Below are 16,086 nucleotides of genomic sequence, written 5' to 3' on the forward strand. Positions count from 1 at the left end.
TCCCGCAACGCATTGAAGCTGAAGAGCTTTTGCTCAACCGGCCCTAGAGCAGTTCCACTGCGCCGCGAAGATTATAGGCTTGTCGTGGAAGGATTTTCTCTATATCAGGGGAATCAGCTCCTTAAATGAAACAAAGTTCTTCAAATGACTGATGTCGCTGTCCAGGTTCCCGAGTCCAGCCGCCGCCTCGATGCCATCGACCGCAAGATCCTGATGGTCCTTCAGGAGGATGCCTCCCTGTCGGTCGCCGAAATCGGCGACCGCGTCGGCCTGTCCTCGACCCCCTGCTGGAAGCGCATCCAGCGCCTGGAGGCCGACGGCGTGATCATCAAGCGCGTGGCGCTGGTCGACCAGAACAAGATCGGCCTCGGCATCTCCGTGTTCGTGTCGGTCGAGAGCGCCGATCACTCGGACGCCTGGCTCAAGCGGTTCGCCGAAGCCGTCAGCGCCATGCCGGAGGTGATGGAGTTCTATCGCATGGCCGGCGACGTCGACTACATGCTCCGCGTCGTGGTCGCGGACATGCAGGCCTATGACGTGTTCTACAAGAAGCTGATCAGCGCGGTGCCGCTGAAGAACGTCACCTCGCGCTTCGCGATGGAGAAGATCAAGTCGGTGACCGCGTTGCCGATTCCCGCGGTGGTGACGGCCTGACGCCGATTCTCATTTTGACGCGTTTTCTTCACGCGAACCGGTATTCACTTCGCTCAAGAACGCTTCAAGCCGGCCGAAATACCGGCAGGGTGACGCTGACGCGCGTGCCTCCGCCCGGCGCCGCGCCGATCTCGATCGTCCCGCCATGGGCCTCGACCAGGCTGCGGACGACGGCGAGACCAAGACCGGCGCCGCCGGTTGCGCGATTGCGCGACTTCTCCAGCCGGTGGAACGGCTCGAGCACGGTCTGACGCTGATCGGCGGGAATTCCGGGTCCCTCGTCGCCGATCGACACGACGACGGCACCGTCCTTCAGGGCCGTGCGCACATGCGCGGCATGGCCATAGGCGAGTGCGTTGTCGATGATGTTGGCGAAGACCCGCCGCAGGGCGAGCCGGTCGCCGAGGACGACGACGTCGCGCGCACGCTCGTCCGTGACCAGATCGACCGCCGCGCCCTGAGCATGCCGGTCGTTCACCTCGACGGCCACCAGCGCGGCGAGCTCGACCATCTCCTGTGACAGACCGCCCGCACCCGCCCGCGTCGAGAGCAGCGCGTCATCGAGCAGGCGGATCATGTCGTCGATATCGGCGATCGCCCGCCGCCGCTCGGCATCGTCGGGAATGTGCTCGACCCGCAGCCGCAACCGTGTCGCAAAAGTCCTGACATCGTGGGCGATGCCGCCAACCAGCGTCATGCGCGCACGCAGCATCTCGGCAAGCCGCCCCTGCAAGCGGTTGAAGGCGGCGATGACGGCGCGGATCTCCGGCGCGCTGCGCCTTGCATCCGGCAGCGGCGGCGGATCGGCCGACAGGTCGACACGATCGACGGCGGCGGCGAGCCGCGCCAGCGGCCGCGTCTCGCGCTGCATGACCAAAAGCGCCAGCAGCGCAACGATCGAGCCGAACAAGCCCGCGCCGAAACCCACCGGCAGCCCGAACTGGGTCACCGGCAGGCGGGTATAGGCATCGATGACCAGCAGATCGCCGTTGCGCAGGCCAATGCGGAATTCGATCGCATTGGCCATCAGCCGCGCGAGGCGGGGAAACAATCGACTGGCGCGGTGATCGGGCGGCGACACAATCTCCACGGGGCGGCCTGCAAGGCCGGCCGCATAGGTCTCGCGCAATTGTCGCTGCCGCTCCGGCGTCTCGCCGTCGACCGGCGCCCCCGACGGCACGATCCGCGCCATGAATTGCGGCGACGACACTGCGTCGAGGACGGCCTGCCGTGCGTCGCCGACCGTGCCCTCGAGCAAGGTTGCAAGCGCATCCAGGCGCGCAGGCGATGGCCGCGTGAGCTCGTTCTCCTGCAGCGTCGTGCGGTAGAAGATCCCCACGAGCACGGTAACCACCACGATGAAGCCGACCAGTCCGATCAGCGCCAGCCGCGCGGCAAGCGTCACGCGCAGCATCACGACACCTGCTTGACGGTCGCGGTGAACAGGTAGCCGCCGTTGCGCACCGTCGTGATCAGGTTGGAGCCGGGACTTGCACCGTCGAGCTTGCGGCGCAGCCGCGAGATCAGCATGTCGACGGTGCGGTCGAACGGCTCGGCCGAACGTCCGCGGGTCCAGTCGAGGATCTGGTCGCGCGTGAGCACCCTTCGCGGCCGCTGCACGAAGCAACCGAGCAGGTCGAACTCGGCGCTGGTTAATTGCAGCTCCGGCGCCTCGGCCCCGGTCGTCTCGACACTGCGCGCATCGAGATCGATCACGAAGCGGTCGAACGCGAAGCGCCGGACCAGCGGCTTGGCCGGAGTCCCGTTGGCACGGCGCAGGATGGCGCGAACCCGCGCCAGCAGCTCGCGCGGACCGAACGGCTTCGTCAGGTAATCGTCCGCGCCCATCTCGAGGCCGACCACGCGATCGATCTCGTCGCTCTTGGCGGTCAGCATCAGGATCGGGATAGCATCGTCGGCGCGCAGGCGGCGGCAGATCGACAGCCCGTCCTCGCCCGGCAGCATCAAATCGAGGATGACGAGGTCGGGCCGCAGGCGCTGGAGCATGGAATCCATCGCCTTGCCGTCGGGGACACAGGCGACCTCGAACCCCTCGCGCCGCATGAAGTCGGCAACGAGGCGGCTGATCTCGGGATCGTCCTCCACCATGAGAATCGTGGCTGCTTGCGCGTTCATGGCTGCATTGTGGGCAACGGCTCGCGTCAGGCAAGGGCGCGGGCGCTGTTGTTACATAGTGTTACACGGGTCGGACAAAGCCATAACAATCGTTTCGTTCCGGCAATGCGCCGCACACGCAGCAACTCCAGTCTCCTCCGCACGGCTCCCGCTCACGGCAGCCCCCAGAAGGAGACGACGACCATGACCAAGCTTTTCCTCACCTCCCTCGTCATCGGCACCCTGTCGGTCGCCGCGGCGGCCGACGCCAATGCCTGGACGCGGTCGGCAACGGCGAGCGGGCCGCGCGGCACCTCCAGCGTCACCGCGACCGGCGGCTGCGCCAACGGAAGCTGCACGCGCAACGTCACCCGCACCGGCCCGGCTGGCAACACCTACACCCGCTCCGGCACGATCTCGCGCTGAGCGGGCCGGACCGTCGCCGCACCCGGCCCCGGGCGGCGACGGTCCATCACTTCAGACCAGAAAGGAACAGCATCGTGTCATCGATTTTCCGTGCCCTGTCGCGAACTGCAGCCATCGTCGCGCTCGGCGTTTCGACGTCCGCATTCGCCCAGAGCCAGCTGCAAACCCAGATCACGCCGCAGATGCGCAGCGAGGCACGAGCGACCATGCAGGCCTGCCGCGCCGATTATGAAAGCCTTTGCAGCGACGTCGCGCCGGGCGGCGGGCGCATCCTCGCCTGCCTGCAATCCCACGCCGGCCAGCTCACCTCGGTCTGCGCACGAGCCCTGCCCCGTGCGCAGGCACTGAGGGACAGCGCCGTCACCACCGGCGCCGCCCCAAAATAGGAGGACACCGTGGCTTATGCTTCTCTCCTGCTCGACCCAACGCTCCGGTACATGGTGCTGGCGACGGCGATCGGCCTGATGCTGCTCGAATACGGCATCGGCCGGCTTGCCCATCGCGAGACCCACGACTGGCGCGAGAGCGCTGCCTCGTTCGGCGTGGCCCTCGGACAGAACCTGCTGCGCGCGGTCGAGGCAGGCATGCTCGCGATGCCGTTCGCGTTCCTGTACGAGCACCGCCTGTTCGACTTCGCACAGACCGGTCCGCTCGCGCTCGCAGGATTATTCCTGGGCAGCGAGTTCCTGTATTATTGGCAGCATCGCGCCTCGCATCGCATTCGCTGGATGTGGGCGACGCATGCAGTGCATCACTCGGCGACGCGACTGAATTTGACTGCGGCGATCCGGCTCGGCTGGACCGGAAACGTCTCGGGCAACTTCCTGTTCTTCCTGCCACTGGCGCTGATCGGATTTCATCCGTTCGCGATCGTGGCAATGCTCGGCATCAACCTGCTCTACCAGTTCTTCATCCACAGCCAGTTCGGGCCGAAGCTCGGCATCCTGGAATGGGTGCTCAACACGCCGAGCCACCATCGCGTGCACCATGCCTGCAATGAGCCGTGCCTCGACAAGAACTACGGCGGCATCCTGATCGTGTTCGACCGCCTGTTCGGGACCTTTGCCGAACATCCCTCCGACCAGCCGCTCCGGTTCGGCCTCGTCGGCGGCGTGCAATCCTTCAACCCGATCCGGATTGCGCTCGGCGAATGGATCGCGATGCTGGGCGACGCCTGGAAGGCACGGGGTGCAGGCGCGAAGCTCCGCACCCTGTTCGGCCCGCCCGGAGGCTGAGCGCGTTAGCGCTCAGATCTTCTGGTTGTACTCGCCGACCTCGGGATGCGTGCGCAGCACGCTGTTCACCATCTCGAACATGTCGTGCATGCGCTGCTCGGAGACCGGGCTCTCGACCACGACGACGAGCTCGGGCTTGTTGGAGGAGGCGCGCACCAGGCCCCAGCTGCCGTCCTCGACCGTGACGCGGACGCCGTTGACGGTGACGAGATCGCGGATCGCCTGGCCGCCGATCCTGGCGCCCTTCGCCTGCAAGCCCTCGAAGTGCTTCACCACCTTGTCGATGACGCCGTATTTGACCTCGTCGGCGCAATGCGGCGACATGGTCGGCGACGACCAGGTCTTCGGCAGCGCGTTCTTCAGGTCAGCCATCGACTTGCCGGGCGCGCGGTCGAGCATGTCGCAGATCGCGATCGCCGAGACCAGGCCGTCGTCATAGCCGCGTCCATACGGCTTGTTGAAGAAGAAATGGCCGGACTTCTCGAAGCCCGCCAGCGCGCCCGTCTCGTTGGTGCGGCGCTTCATGTAGGAATGGCCGGTCTTCCAATAGGCGGTCTTCGCGCCCTGCTTCTGCAGCACGGGATCGGTGATGAAGAGGCCGGTCGATTTCACGTCGACGATGAACTGCGCGTCCTTGTGGATTGCCGACATGTCGCGCGCCAGCATCACGCCGACCTTGTCGGCGAAGATCTCCTCGCCGGTGTCGTCCACGACGCCGCAGCGGTCGCCGTCGCCGTCGAAGCCGAGGCCGACATCGGCCTTGTGATGCAGCACCGCGTCGCGGATCGCGTGCAACATCTCCATGTCCTCGGGGTTCGGGTTGTATTTCGGGAAGGTGTGATCGAGCTCGGTATCGAGCGGGATCACCTCGCAGCCGATCGCTTCCAGCACCTGCGGCGCGAACGCGCCGGCGGTGCCGTTGCCGCAGGCTGCGACGACCTTGAGCTTGCGCTTGAGCTTCGGACGATTGGTGAGGTCGGCGATGTAGCGCGCCGGATAGTTCTCGTGGAACTGGTAGGAGCCGCCTGCCTTGTTCTTGAACTCCGCGTTGAGCACGATCTCCTTCAGCCGCGTCATCTCGTCGGGGCCGAAGGTCAGCGGGCGGTTGGCGCCCATCTTCACGCCGGTCCAGCCATTATCGTTATGCGAGGCCGTGACCATGGCGACGCAGGGCACATCCAAGTCGAACTGCGCGAAATAGGCCATCGGCGTCACCGCGAGGCCGATGTCATGCACCTTGCAACCCGCGGCCATCAGACCGGAGATCAGCGCGTATTTGATCGAGGCCGAATAGCCGCGGAAATCGTGGCCGGTGACGATCTCCTGCCTGACGCCGAGTTCGGCGATCAGCGCGCCCAGCCCCATGCCGAGCGCCTGCACACCCATCAGGTTGATTTCCTTCTGGAACAACCAGCGCGCGTCGTACTCTCGAAAGCCCGTCGGCTTCACCATCGGCTCTGATTCGAAGGCGTAGGTGTTTGGCAACAGTACGGATTTCGGCTTCGGGAACATTGAGACGGTCTCGCGAAAGGGGGGCGGGATTTGCTGCAGCCTTAGCGAATGCCCGGCCGCAGCGGAAGGCGGGATTGAAGGCTTATGGCCGATAATTGCGGCAGATTGGTAACGAAGAGACGTTACCGCGAGGGCGGCCAGAGCAAAGATATTTTCTCGAGATGGACGGTCGCGCGATCGTGCGGGCTGGCTCTACTGCTCCAGCACCATCTGGCCGTTGGAATATTCGAAGCGCCTCAGGCGCGACAGGAAGGAGAGACCGAGCAGGTTCTCCGACAAGGCCGCATCCGGCAGCACCATGGCATCGACGTCGCGCACGATGAGGCCGCCGACGTCGAGCATGGCGATACGGGTGCGCGCGGCCTTGATGGTGCCGTTGGCCGTGGAGACGGTGGCGGTGTATTCGCCGCGCGAGGGACGCAGGCCGAAGCGGGCGGCCGAGGTCTCGTTCAGCGCAACGACGGAGGCGCCGGTATCGATCATGAAGCCGATGCGCTGGCCGTCGATCCGGCCCTCGGTCTGGAAATGACCGCGGCCGTCGCGCGAAATGCTGAGGCTGCGGCCGCCGGCCGGGGCGGTGGAAGCAACGGCCACCGTCGTGCGCGGGACCGAGGTGGCGGAGGCGGAGCCCATCTTGTCCGCCATCTGGGCCATGAAGGTGCCGAGGCCGATCATCACGGCCGCGAAGATCATAATGTTACGCATCACACCACTTCCGAGCCGGAAAGCTCGATTTCATCACGCAGCGTGCCCGGCGGCGAGCGAAGCCGCGGTCAGAGAGCTGCTATTTTGACGAAAAGCATGAGCGGACGGTTAATGCGCGATCGAACTTTCACGTCCCGCGCGGCTTTGCCCGCCGGGTCGGCAGCGCATTGGCAGGATCGTCCGGCCAGGGGTGGCGCGGGTAACGGCCGCGCAGGTCGGAGCGCACGGCGGCGTAGCTGCCGCGCCAGAAGCCGGGCAGATCCCGCGTCACCTGCACCGGACGCTGGGCCGGCGACAGCAATTCCAGCACCAGCGGCACCTTGCCCGCGGCGATCGAGGGATGGGTGTTGAGACCGAACAGTTCCTGCAGCCGCACCGCGATGGTCGGTCCCTGCTCGGCCTCGTAATCGATCGCGAGCGCGCTTCCGGTCGGCGCTTCGAAATGGGTCGGTGCCTCGCGATCGAGCCGCGCGCGCATGTCCCAAGGCAGCAACGCCATCAATGCGTCGGAGAGATCGCCCGCTGAGACGTCCTTGAGCGCGATCTTGTCGTAGAGCGCCGGCACCAGCCAATCCTCGCGCCGCGCGATCAACCCGTCGTCGGAGAGATCGGGCCAGGCCTCGCCCTCGGCCTTGCGCAGGAACATCACGCGGTCGCGCCATTGTTTTGCGGTCTTCGACCAGGGCAGCCGGTCGAGGCCAGCGGCGATCAGCCCATCGGCAAGGATGCGCGCGGTCTCCTCCGAGGGCGACACGGCAAGTGTCGCCTCGGACAGCGTGATCGCATGCAGCACGCGCCTGCGCCGCGCGCGCAGCGCCATCGCACCGCGATCGAAGGAGATCTCATCGGCGGTCTCGATATGCTCGGCGAAATGCCGCTCGATCTCGTCCTGGGTGATTTGCGCGGCGAGCAGGATGCGTCCGCTCGCCGCCGTCCCCGTCATCTCGCCGATCGCGATATAGGGCGCGCGGGCGAGCGAGGAGGTCTGCTCGACGGAAGCGCCGCGGCCGTTGGCGAGCACGAAACTGCCATTGCCGCGGTTGCGCGCGACACGGTCCGGAAAGGCATAGGCGAGCATCAGGCCGGTCGAGAGATCTTCCTGCGGCCCGGCTTTCTCCGACGCCGCGACCTGCGAGGCCCAGCGCCGCGCCAGATCGCGCGCGCTCGTCGCTCGCGGCGAGCGATCACGGCGGAACTGGTCGCGCCGGTGCTCGAGATCGACGCTGTCGCCCCCTAACCCGCGCTCGGTGATGATGGCGGCGATCTCGGCGGCGGCCTCGCCGCCGCCTGCACGATGCGAATCCACGATCATGCGCGCCAGCCGCGGCGGCAGTGCCAGCGAACGCAGGCTCTTGCCTTCCACGGTGATCCGACCGTCGCCATCGAGCGCGTTGAGCTCAGTCAGCAGGCTCTTCGCCTCCTTCCAGGCGGGTTGCGGCGGCGGATCGAGGAACGACAGCGCTGCGGGATCGCTGACGCCCCATTGCGCGAGATCGAGCACCAGCGAGGACAGATCGGCGCTGAGGATTTCCGGCTGGGTGTAGGCTGCAAGCGAGGCGGTCTGCGGCTCGTCCCAAAGCCGATAGCAGACACCGGGCTCGGTGCGGCCGGCGCGGCCGCGGCGCTGGTTCACCGCCGCGCGCGAGGCGCGCACGGTCTCGAGCCGGGTCAAGCCGATGTCGGGCTCGTAACGCGGCACGCGGGCAAGACCGGAATCGACCACGATGCGCACGCCCTCGATGGTGAGCGAGGTCTCGGCGATCGAGGTCGCCAGCACCACCTTGCGGGAGCCCCTGGGCGCCGGCGCAATGGCGCGGTCCTGCACGGCGGCATCGAGCGCGCCAAACAGCGGCACGATCTCGATGGAGGCGTCGTGCACGCGCTCGCCGAGAAAGTTCTGGGTGCGTCGGATCTCGGCGGCGCCCGGCAGGAACGCCAGCACCGAGCCGCTGTCGGCGCGCAACGCAGACGCAATCGCATCCGCCATCTGCCGCTCGATCTGCGCATCGGCCTTGCGGCCGAGATAGCGCGTCTCGACCGGAAAGGCACGGCCCTCGCTTTCGACGACGGGTGCATCGCCGAGCAATTTGGCCACGCGCGCGCCGTCGAGCGTGGCCGACATCACGAGGATGCGGAGATCCTCGCGCAGGCCGGTTTGCGCATCACGCGCCAGCGCGAGGCCGAGATCGGCGTCGAGCGAGCGCTCGTGGAATTCATCGAAGAGGATCGCGGCAACGCCCGACAGTTCGGGGTCGTCGAGGATCTGGCGGGTGAAGATGCCCTCGGTCACCACCTCGATGCGCGTCGCGCGCGAGATCTTCGAGCCGAAGCGAACGCGATAGCCGACGGTCTCGCCGGCCCGCTCGCCGAGCGATTTGGCCATGCGATCGGCACTGGCCCGCGCCGCGATGCGCCGCGGCTCCAGCACGATGATCTTCTTATCTTTCGCCCAGGGCGCATCGAGCAGCGCCAGCGGCACGCGCGTGGTCTTGCCGGCGCCGGGCGGCGCCACCAGCACGGCGGCGTTGTTGGCCTCCAGCGTGCGCGACAAATCGTCGAGCACGGCATCGATCGGGAGGGGCGTGTCGAAGCTGCGGGGCAAGGTCTATCCACTCATCATGCCCGGCCTTCTCGCCGGACATCCACGTTCTTTCAGGCGAGAGTGAACAAGACGTGGATGGCCGGGACCCGACTCCGCGAACGCTGCGCCGGGCTTACAGGCATTTGGCCGGCGAAGCTTAGGCGAAGACGGCAAGCACGGCCATGACGGAATTATTGGCGGCAGCGAATCGTCAGCCCTGCACAGGGGGCCGGCCGACGCTCTCGTAGGTGAAGCCGGCGGCTTCCATGTCTTCGGGGCGATAGATGTTGCGGAGATCGATGAGGACGGGCTGCGCCATGGTCTGTTTCAACCGATCGAGATCGAGCGCGCGGAACTGAACCCATTCGGTGACGATGACGAGCGCGTCCGCGCCTTCCGCGCAGGAATAGGCGTCCTCGCAGTAGGTGATGCTGGGCAGCTCACTTTTTGCCTGCTCCATGCCGACGGGATCGAACGCCTTGACGGTCGCACCCATGTCGATCAGGCCTGTCACCAGCGGGATCGACGGCGCATCGCGCATGTCGTCGGTGTCGGGCTTGAAGGTGAGGCCGAGCACGGCGATGGTCTTGCCGCGCAGCGAGCCGCCGAGCGCCTGGCTCACTTTCCGTGCCATCGCGCGCTTGCGGTTCTCGTTGACCGCCAGCACGGATTCGACGATGCGCAAGGACACGTCGTAATCCTGCGCGATCTTGATCAAGGCCTTGGTGTCCTTCGGGAAGCACGAGCCGCCGAAGCCGGGACCTGCATGCAGGAATTTTGTGCCGATGCGGTTGTCGAGGCCGATGCCGCGCGCGACCTCCTGAACGTTGGCGCCGGCTTTTTCCGAGAGATCGGCGATCTCGTTGATGAAGGTAATCTTGGTCGCGAGAAACGCGTTGGCGGCGTATTTGATCATCTCGGCGGTGCGGCGCGCAGTGAACATCAGCGGCGCCTGATTCAGCGATAGCGGGCGGTAGATGTCGCCCATCACCTTGCGGCCGCGCTCGTCCGAGGTGCCGACCACGATGCGGTCGGGGAATTTGAAATCGCGGATCGCCGCGCCCTCGCGCAGGAACTCGGGGTTCGAGGCGACGACGACGTCGGCCGCAGGGTTCGTCTCGCGGATGATGCGCTCGACCTCGTCGCCGGTGCCAACCGGCACGGTCGACTTGGTCACCACGACGGTGAAGCCGGTGAGCGCTTGCGCGATCTCGCGGGCGGCGGCGTAGACGTAGGACAGGTCGGCGTGGCCATCGCCGCGGCGCGAGGGCGTGCCGACCGCGATGAACACGGCATCGGCGTCCGCGACCGGCCTGGTGAGGTCGGTAGTGAAGTCCAGCCGCTTGGCCTTGACGTTGGTCGCGACCAGTTCGTCGAGGCCTGGCTCGTAGATCGGGATCTCGCCGCGGTGAAGCGCCGCGATCTTCTTCTCGTCCTTGTCGACGCAGGTGACGTCATGGCCGAAATCCGCAAAACAGGCCCCGGACACCAGTCCCACATAACCCGTGCCGATCATCGCGATGCGCATGAAAAATCCTGTCCCAGCTTGGTTAACAAAAGCCCAATTCGCGGCGGTTTAGCATTTTCCCGAGGTCATGGAACAGTCCGGATGCAAAAACCGGCCCGCGATTTGAACCGGTAAAGAAGTCGGAAACCACTGGGCCCCAAACTGCCCCGCACCCATACAGGGACGGGCGGAACACGCCTCGAAAAGGGACATCATGGCACGATCAGGCACAATCGCGGCGGCCGGGCTTTCCAGGGCCCCTTCTGCCGCGCGTGTCGACTGGGTCGACTACGCCAAGGGCATCTGCATCGTCATGGTGGTGATGATGCATTCGGTGCTGGGGGTCGAGCTCGCCGCCAGGCAGACCGGTTTCATGCATGTTGTCGTGGCCTTCGCAAAGCCGTTTCGGATGCCGGACTTCTTCCTGATTTCGGGCCTGTTCCTGTCTCTGGTGATCGATCGGGACTGGCGAACCTATCTCGACCGCAAGGTGGTGCATTTCGCTTATTTTTATGTCGTCTGGGTGACAATCCAGTTCGGCTTCAAGGCGCCCGCCTTTGCGGCGGAGTCAAGCTGGCGCGACGTCGGCCTCTTGTACCTCGAATCCTTCATCGAGCCGTTCGGCACGCTGTGGTTCATCTATCTGCTGCCGATCTTCTTCGTCGTCACAAAACTGACACGCAAACTCCCGCCGCTCGCGATCTGGCTTCTCGCCGCCGCGCTGGAGACCGCACGGATCACGACCGGCTGGACCGTCATCGACGAATTCTGCTCGCGCTTCGTCTATTTCTATTCGGGCTACCTGTTCGCGCCTTACGTGTTTGCCCTTTCGGATCGTGCGCGAAAGCATCCCCCGCTCGCGCTCGGAGCGCTCGCGGCCTGGGCATTGATCAATGCCGGCCTGGTCGCGCAAGGGGCCAGCGAATGGAAGATCGTCTCGCTCGTGCTCGGCTTTGCCGGCGCCTGCGCCATCATCACGACGGGCACGCTGCTCGCGCGCGCGCAGTGGCTCAATTTCCTCCGCTTCTGCGGCGAGCATTCGATCGTGATCTACCTCGCCTTCTTCCTGCCGATGGCGGCGACGCGGACGCTGCTGCTGCGCACGGGCGTCATCCCCGACATCGGCACGGTGTCGCTGATCGTCACCATCGCCGGCGTGGTCGGCGCGCTGGCGATCTGGCAGGTGGCGCTGCGGCTCAATGCGCGCTTCCTGTTCGAGCGGCCCGATGCGTTCTGGATCGCACCGAAGAAGGCGGGACCGGTGTTGCAGGCGGCGGAGTAGCACGCCGTCGTCGCGCGGCTTGACCGGGCGCCCAGTATTCCCGAGACAGTTGTGATCGTGCGATGGGCGGCGGCGTACTGGTTTCCGCGCCTTCGCGGGGAATGACAGTGGGGATAGTGCCCCAAAAATCCGCCTCCCAAGGCTGTCAAAGGCCGCAAAAAATCCATACATTGCGGCCATGCCCAAAACCTCCCCGAAGACCTCCGCCAAAGCTGACACCAAGGCCGCACCGAAGGCGGTCGCCGAGAGCAAATCCACTGCGACAGCTGCTGCCAAACCGGTTGCTGCGAAGGCGGCCGGCAAGGGCGATCATGTGTTCCTGGTCGACGGTTCCTCCTACATCTTCCGCGCCTATCACGCGCTGCCGCCGTTGAACCGCAAGTCCGACGGGCTGCAGGTCAATGCCGTGCTCGGCTTCTGCAACATGCTGTGGAAGCTCTTACGCGAGATGCCCGAGGACAACCGGCCGACGCATCTGGCGATCATCTTCGACAAGTCGGAGATCACCTTCCGCAACAAGATCTATCCGGACTACAAGGCGCACCGGCCGCCGGCTCCCGACGACCTGATCCCGCAATTCGCGCTGATCCGCGAAGCCGTGCGCGCCTTTGACCTGCCGTGCCTGGAACAGGCCGGCTTCGAGGCCGACGATCTCATTGCGACCTATGTGCGGCAGGCCTGCGAGCGCGGCGCCAGCGCCACCATCGTGTCCTCCGACAAGGACCTGATGCAGCTCGTGACCGACTGCGTCACCATGTACGACACCATGAAGGATCGCCGCATCGGCATCCCGGAGGTGATCGAGAAGTTCGGCGTGCCGCCGAACAAGGTGGTCGAGGTGCAGGCTTTGGCCGGCGATTCCACCGACAACGTGCCCGGCGTGCCCGGCATCGGCATCAAGACCGCAGCACAGCTGATCACCGAATATGGCGATCTCGACCAATTGTTGTTCCGCGCCGGCGAGATCAAGCAGCCCAAGCGGCGCGAGGCGCTGCTCGAGAACGCCGAGAAGGCGCGCATCTCGCGGCAGCTCGTGCTGCTCGACGACAAGGTCGACCTGGATGTGCCGCTGGACGACCTCGCCGTCCACGAGCCGGACGCGCGCAAGCTGATCGCCTTCCTGAAGGCGATGGAGTTCACAACGCTGACGCGGCGCGTCGCCGAATATGCGCAGATCGATCCCGCCAATGTCGATGCCGACCCGGGCTATGCCAGCGGCGCCAGCGTGTTCACGACGCTGCCGCCCTCGGACGTCGTGCCCGCACCGGGAACCGGCACGCCGGCGCAAGCCGCACCGGGCAAACCCAACAAGTCGGCCGGCAAGGAGGACAAGGCTGCGAGCCCGAAGGGTGCGCCGATCTCGCTCGCCGCCGCGCGCGAAGAGGCTCTGCGCAAGCTTCCGGTCGATCGCAGCAAATACCAGACCATCAAGACGCTGAAGGAGCTCAACGCCTTCATCGCGCGGATCCATGATGCCGGCCATGTCGCGATCGAGACGAGAGCAAACTCGATCGATCCGATGCAGGCCGATCTCTGCGGCATCGCGCTGGCGCTGGCGCCGAACGAGGCCTGCTACGTGCCGCTGGCGCACAAGCAGTCCGGCGGCGGCGCCGGCCTGTTCGATGCCGGCCTCGCGCCGGACCAGGTCAAGCATGCGGAAGCGATCGAGGCGCTGCGGCCGGTACTGGAATCATCAGGCGTTCTCAAGATCGGCTTCGACGTCAAGTTCACCGCCGTGATGCTGGCGCAGCACGGCATCACCCTGCGCAACATCGACGATGCGCTCCTGATCTCCTACGTGCTCGACGCCGGCCGCGGCTCGCAGGCGCTGGAATCGCTGTCCGAACGCTGGTTCGGCCATGCCATGCTGAAGGAAAGCGAGCTGCTCGGCAGCGGCAAGGGCAAGATCACCTTCGACCAGGTGCCGATCGACAAGGCCGCGGCACTGTCGGCCGAAGGCGCCGACGTCGCGCTGCGCATCTGGCGCGTGCTGAAGCCGCGCCTCGTCGCCGAGCACATGACCGCGGTCTACGAGACCCTGGAGCGGCCGCTGGTCGCGGTGCTTGCACGCATGGAGCGGCGCGGCATCTCGATCGACCGTCAGGTCCTGTCGCGCCTCTCCGGCGACTTTGCCCAGACCGCCGCGCGCGTCGAGGCCGAAATCCAGGAGATCGCCGGCGAGCCGGTCAATGTCGGCAGCCCCAAGCAGATCGGCGACATCCTGTTCGGCAAGATGGGACTGCCCGGCGGCACCAAGACGAAAACCGGCGCGTGGTCGACCACCGCGCAGGTGCTGGACGAGCTCGCCGAGCAGGGTCACGACTTCCCGAAGAAGATTCTGGAGTGGCGCCAGGTCTCCAAGCTGAAATCGACCTACACCGACGCGCTGCCGACCTATGTCAACCCGCAGACCCATCGCGTGCACACGACCTATGCCCTGGCCGCGACGACGACGGGGCGGCTGTCGTCCAACGAGCCGAACCTTCAGAACATTCCGGTGCGCACCGAGGATGGCCGCAAGATCCGCCGTGCCTTCATCGCCGCGCCGGGACACAAGCTGGTTTCAGCCGACTATTCGCAGATCGAGCTGCGGCTGCTCGCCGAGATCGCCGATATTCCCGTGCTGAAGCAGGCGTTCCGCGACGGCCTCGACATTCACGCCATGACAGCGTCGGAGATGTTCGGCGTGCCGATCAAGGGCATGCCGAGCGAGATCCGCCGCCGCGCCAAGGCGATCAATTTCGGCATCATCTACGGCATCTCGGCGTTCGGCCTCGCCAACCAGCTCGGCATCGCGCGCGAAGAGGCCTCCGCCTACATCAAGAAGTATTTCGAGCGCTTCCCCGGCATCCGCGCCTATATGGACGAGACGCGCGACTTCTGCCGGAATCACGGCTATGTCACCACGCTGTTCGGCCGCAAGTGCCACTACCCCGACATCAAGGCCTCCAACGCCTCGGTGCGCGCGTTCAACGAGCGCGCCGCGATCAACGCGCGGCTCCAGGGCACCGCCGCCGACATCATCCGCCGCGCCATGACGCGTGTGGAGGATGCGCTGGCCGAAAAGAAGCTGTCGGCGCAGATGCTGCTCCAGGTGCATGACGAATTGATCTTCGAGGTGCCGGACGCCGAGGTCGAGGCGACGCTTCCCGTCGTGCAGCACGTGATGCAGGACGCGCCGTTCCCGGCCGTGCTGCTCTCGGTGCCGCTGCATGTGGACGCGCGCGCGGCGAACAACTGGGACGAGGCGCATTGAGGCGCTTCGCCTAGCCGAATTCAATTGTCCTCCGAGCAATTGCGTGATGGCATCCGGACCGCCGCGCATATTAGAATCGTTGCGTCCTCCGCACCGGTTCATCCATGCCCCATACCTCCGCCCTGCTCGGCTTTGCCCTGGTCAGCCTTGGTCTCGTGCTCACGCCGGGACCGAACATGATCTATCTGATCTCGCGCTCGATCACGCAGGGGCCGGCGGCCGGCATCGTCTCGCTCGGCGGCGTGGCGCTCGGCTTCGTGTTCTACATGCTGTGCGCGGCATTCGGCATCACGGCGCTGCTGCTCGCCATTCCATTCGCCTATGACGCGCTTCGCTTTGCCGGCGCCGGATATCTGCTGTGGCTCGCCTGGCAGGCGGTGAAGCCGGGTGGACGGTCGCCGTTCCAGGTGAAGAAGCTCGCGGTCGACAGCCCACGCAAATTGTTCGCGATGGGCTTCGTCACCAACCTGCTCAACCCGAAGATCGCGATGCTGTATCTGGCGCTGCTGCCGCAGTTCATCGATCCCAAGGCCGGTAGCGTGCTGGCGCAGTCGGTGGCGCTGGGGACGATCCAGATCGCGATCAGCGTCAGCGTGAATGCGATGATCGCGCTCGCGGCGGGATCAATCGCATTGTTCCTGGCCAACCGGCCGAGCTGGATGCTGGTGCAGCGCTGGCTGATGGGCACGGTGCTGGCCGGGCTCGCAGTGCGGATGGCAGTGGAAGCGAAGAAGGTGTGAGGGCTTCTTACCTTCCTTTGGAGGGCAGGGCTGTCGCATATGAGATGTGGGCTATGGGCGCCGACTGTCTCCA

Annotated in this window: 13 protein-coding genes; 7 read left to right on the forward strand and 6 right to left on the reverse strand. The window is 65.8% G+C overall.

The features are described 5' to 3' along the window. Window positions 1-144 precede the first annotated feature (144 nt). A complete protein-coding gene (locus XH96_RS37455) occupies window positions 145-654 on the forward strand; it encodes an Lrp/AsnC family transcriptional regulator (protein ID WP_194390266.1) in 510 nt (169 codons plus the stop codon). A 64-nt stretch (window positions 655-718) separates the two neighbouring features. On the opposite strand, the gene XH96_RS37460 is transcribed toward XH96_RS37455, so the two are convergent. Beyond that, complete coding sequence (locus XH96_RS37460; protein ID WP_194390267.1) at window positions 719-2,068, reverse strand: cell wall metabolism sensor histidine kinase WalK; 1,350 nt, start codon at window positions 2,066-2,068, stop codon at window positions 719-721. Further along, complete coding sequence (locus XH96_RS37465) at window positions 2,068-2,790, reverse strand: response regulator (protein ID WP_194390268.1); 723 nt, start codon at window positions 2,788-2,790, stop codon at window positions 2,068-2,070. The genes XH96_RS37460 and XH96_RS37465 overlap by 1 nt, the downstream gene beginning before the upstream one ends. Before the next feature lie 183 nt (window positions 2,791-2,973). Here XH96_RS37465 and XH96_RS37470 point away from each other — a divergent pair, with 183 nt between their 5' ends. The 3 genes from XH96_RS37470 (at window position 2,974) to XH96_RS37480 (ending at window position 4,430) form a co-directional block, all read left to right on the forward strand. Beyond that, window positions 2,974-3,195: a hypothetical protein gene (locus XH96_RS37470; RefSeq protein ID WP_131871821.1), complete on the forward strand. Its 222-nt coding sequence runs from the start codon at window positions 2,974-2,976 to the stop codon at window positions 3,193-3,195. A 74-nt stretch (window positions 3,196-3,269) separates the two neighbouring features. Continuing rightward, window positions 3,270-3,581, forward strand: a complete 312-nt coding sequence (locus XH96_RS37475; protein WP_246789889.1) for a cysteine rich repeat-containing protein — start codon at window positions 3,270-3,272, stop codon at window positions 3,579-3,581. Window positions 3,582-3,590: 9 nt separating this feature from the next. After that, window positions 3,591-4,430 (forward strand): sterol desaturase family protein, encoded by an 840-nt coding sequence (locus tag XH96_RS37480; RefSeq protein ID WP_194390269.1) that lies wholly within the window; start codon window positions 3,591-3,593, stop codon window positions 4,428-4,430. Window positions 4,431-4,442: 12 nt separating this feature from the next. Here XH96_RS37480 and XH96_RS37485 read toward each other — a convergent pair whose 3' ends face one another. The 4 genes from XH96_RS37485 to XH96_RS37500 all read right to left on the reverse strand — a co-directional run bounded on the left by XH96_RS37485 (window position 4,443) and on the right by XH96_RS37500 (window position 10,756). After that, window positions 4,443-5,942, reverse strand: a complete 1,500-nt coding sequence (locus XH96_RS37485; RefSeq protein WP_194390270.1) for a phosphomannomutase/phosphoglucomutase — start codon at window positions 5,940-5,942, stop codon at window positions 4,443-4,445. A gap of 192 nt (window positions 5,943-6,134) precedes the next feature. Next, window positions 6,135-6,647, reverse strand: a complete 513-nt coding sequence (locus tag XH96_RS37490) for a TIGR02281 family clan AA aspartic protease (protein WP_194390271.1) — start codon at window positions 6,645-6,647, stop codon at window positions 6,135-6,137. 127 nt (window positions 6,648-6,774) lie between these two features. Further along, window positions 6,775-9,249 carry an ATP-dependent helicase HrpB gene (gene hrpB, locus XH96_RS37495; RefSeq protein WP_194390272.1) on the reverse strand — a complete coding sequence of 825 codons (2,475 nt, stop codon included), beginning with the start codon at window positions 9,247-9,249 and terminating at the stop codon, window positions 6,775-6,777. A 190-nt stretch (window positions 9,250-9,439) separates the two neighbouring features. After that, window positions 9,440-10,756 carry a UDP-glucose/GDP-mannose dehydrogenase family protein gene (locus tag XH96_RS37500; RefSeq protein ID WP_194390273.1) on the reverse strand — a complete coding sequence of 439 codons (1,317 nt, stop codon included), beginning with the start codon at window positions 10,754-10,756 and terminating at the stop codon, window positions 9,440-9,442. A gap of 193 nt (window positions 10,757-10,949) precedes the next feature. Between XH96_RS37500 and XH96_RS37505 the strand changes: the two genes are divergently transcribed. The 3 genes from XH96_RS37505 (at window position 10,950) to XH96_RS37515 (ending at window position 16,013) form a co-directional block, all read left to right on the forward strand. Continuing rightward, complete coding sequence (locus tag XH96_RS37505; RefSeq protein WP_194390274.1) at window positions 10,950-12,017, forward strand: acyltransferase family protein; 1,068 nt, start codon at window positions 10,950-10,952, stop codon at window positions 12,015-12,017. A gap of 178 nt (window positions 12,018-12,195) precedes the next feature. Next, on the forward strand, window positions 12,196-15,273 hold the full coding sequence (gene polA / locus XH96_RS37510; protein ID WP_194390275.1) for a DNA polymerase I: 3,078 nt from the start codon (window positions 12,196-12,198) through the stop codon (window positions 15,271-15,273). 104 nt (window positions 15,274-15,377) lie between these two features. Beyond that, window positions 15,378-16,013 (forward strand): LysE family translocator, encoded by a 636-nt coding sequence (locus XH96_RS37515; RefSeq protein ID WP_194390276.1) that lies wholly within the window; start codon window positions 15,378-15,380, stop codon window positions 16,011-16,013. Window positions 16,014-16,086: the final 73 nt, after the last annotated feature.

Origin of the sequence: Bradyrhizobium sp. CCBAU 51765, assembly GCF_015291725.1 — a bacterium.
Lineage (GTDB): Bacteria > Pseudomonadota > Alphaproteobacteria > Rhizobiales > Xanthobacteraceae > Bradyrhizobium > Bradyrhizobium liaoningense.

Bases quoted from the DNA above. Each gene is read 5' to 3' on its own strand.
- XH96_RS37455 (WP_194390266.1), top strand. From the start codon at position 145: ATGACTGATGTCGCTGTCCAGGTTCCCGAGTCCAGCCGCCGCCTCGAT.
- XH96_RS37460 (WP_194390267.1), bottom strand. From the start codon at position 2,068: ATGCTGCGCGTGACGCTTGCCGCGCGGCTGGCGCTGATCGGACTGGTC.
- XH96_RS37465 (WP_194390268.1), bottom strand. From the start codon at position 2,790: ATGAACGCGCAAGCAGCCACGATTCTCATGGTGGAGGACGATCCCGAG.
- XH96_RS37470 (WP_131871821.1), top strand. From the start codon at position 2,974: ATGACCAAGCTTTTCCTCACCTCCCTCGTCATCGGCACCCTGTCGGTC.
- XH96_RS37485 (WP_194390270.1), bottom strand. From the start codon at position 5,942: ATGTTCCCGAAGCCGAAATCCGTACTGTTGCCAAACACCTACGCCTTC.
- XH96_RS37490 (WP_194390271.1), bottom strand. From the start codon at position 6,647: ATGCGTAACATTATGATCTTCGCGGCCGTGATGATCGGCCTCGGCACC.
- XH96_RS37500 (WP_194390273.1), bottom strand. From the start codon at position 10,756: ATGCGCATCGCGATGATCGGCACGGGTTATGTGGGACTGGTGTCCGGG.
- XH96_RS37505 (WP_194390274.1), top strand. From the start codon at position 10,950: ATGGCACGATCAGGCACAATCGCGGCGGCCGGGCTTTCCAGGGCCCCT.
- polA (WP_194390275.1), top strand. From the start codon at position 12,196: ATGCCCAAAACCTCCCCGAAGACCTCCGCCAAAGCTGACACCAAGGCC.
- XH96_RS37515 (WP_194390276.1), top strand. From the start codon at position 15,378: ATGCCCCATACCTCCGCCCTGCTCGGCTTTGCCCTGGTCAGCCTTGGT.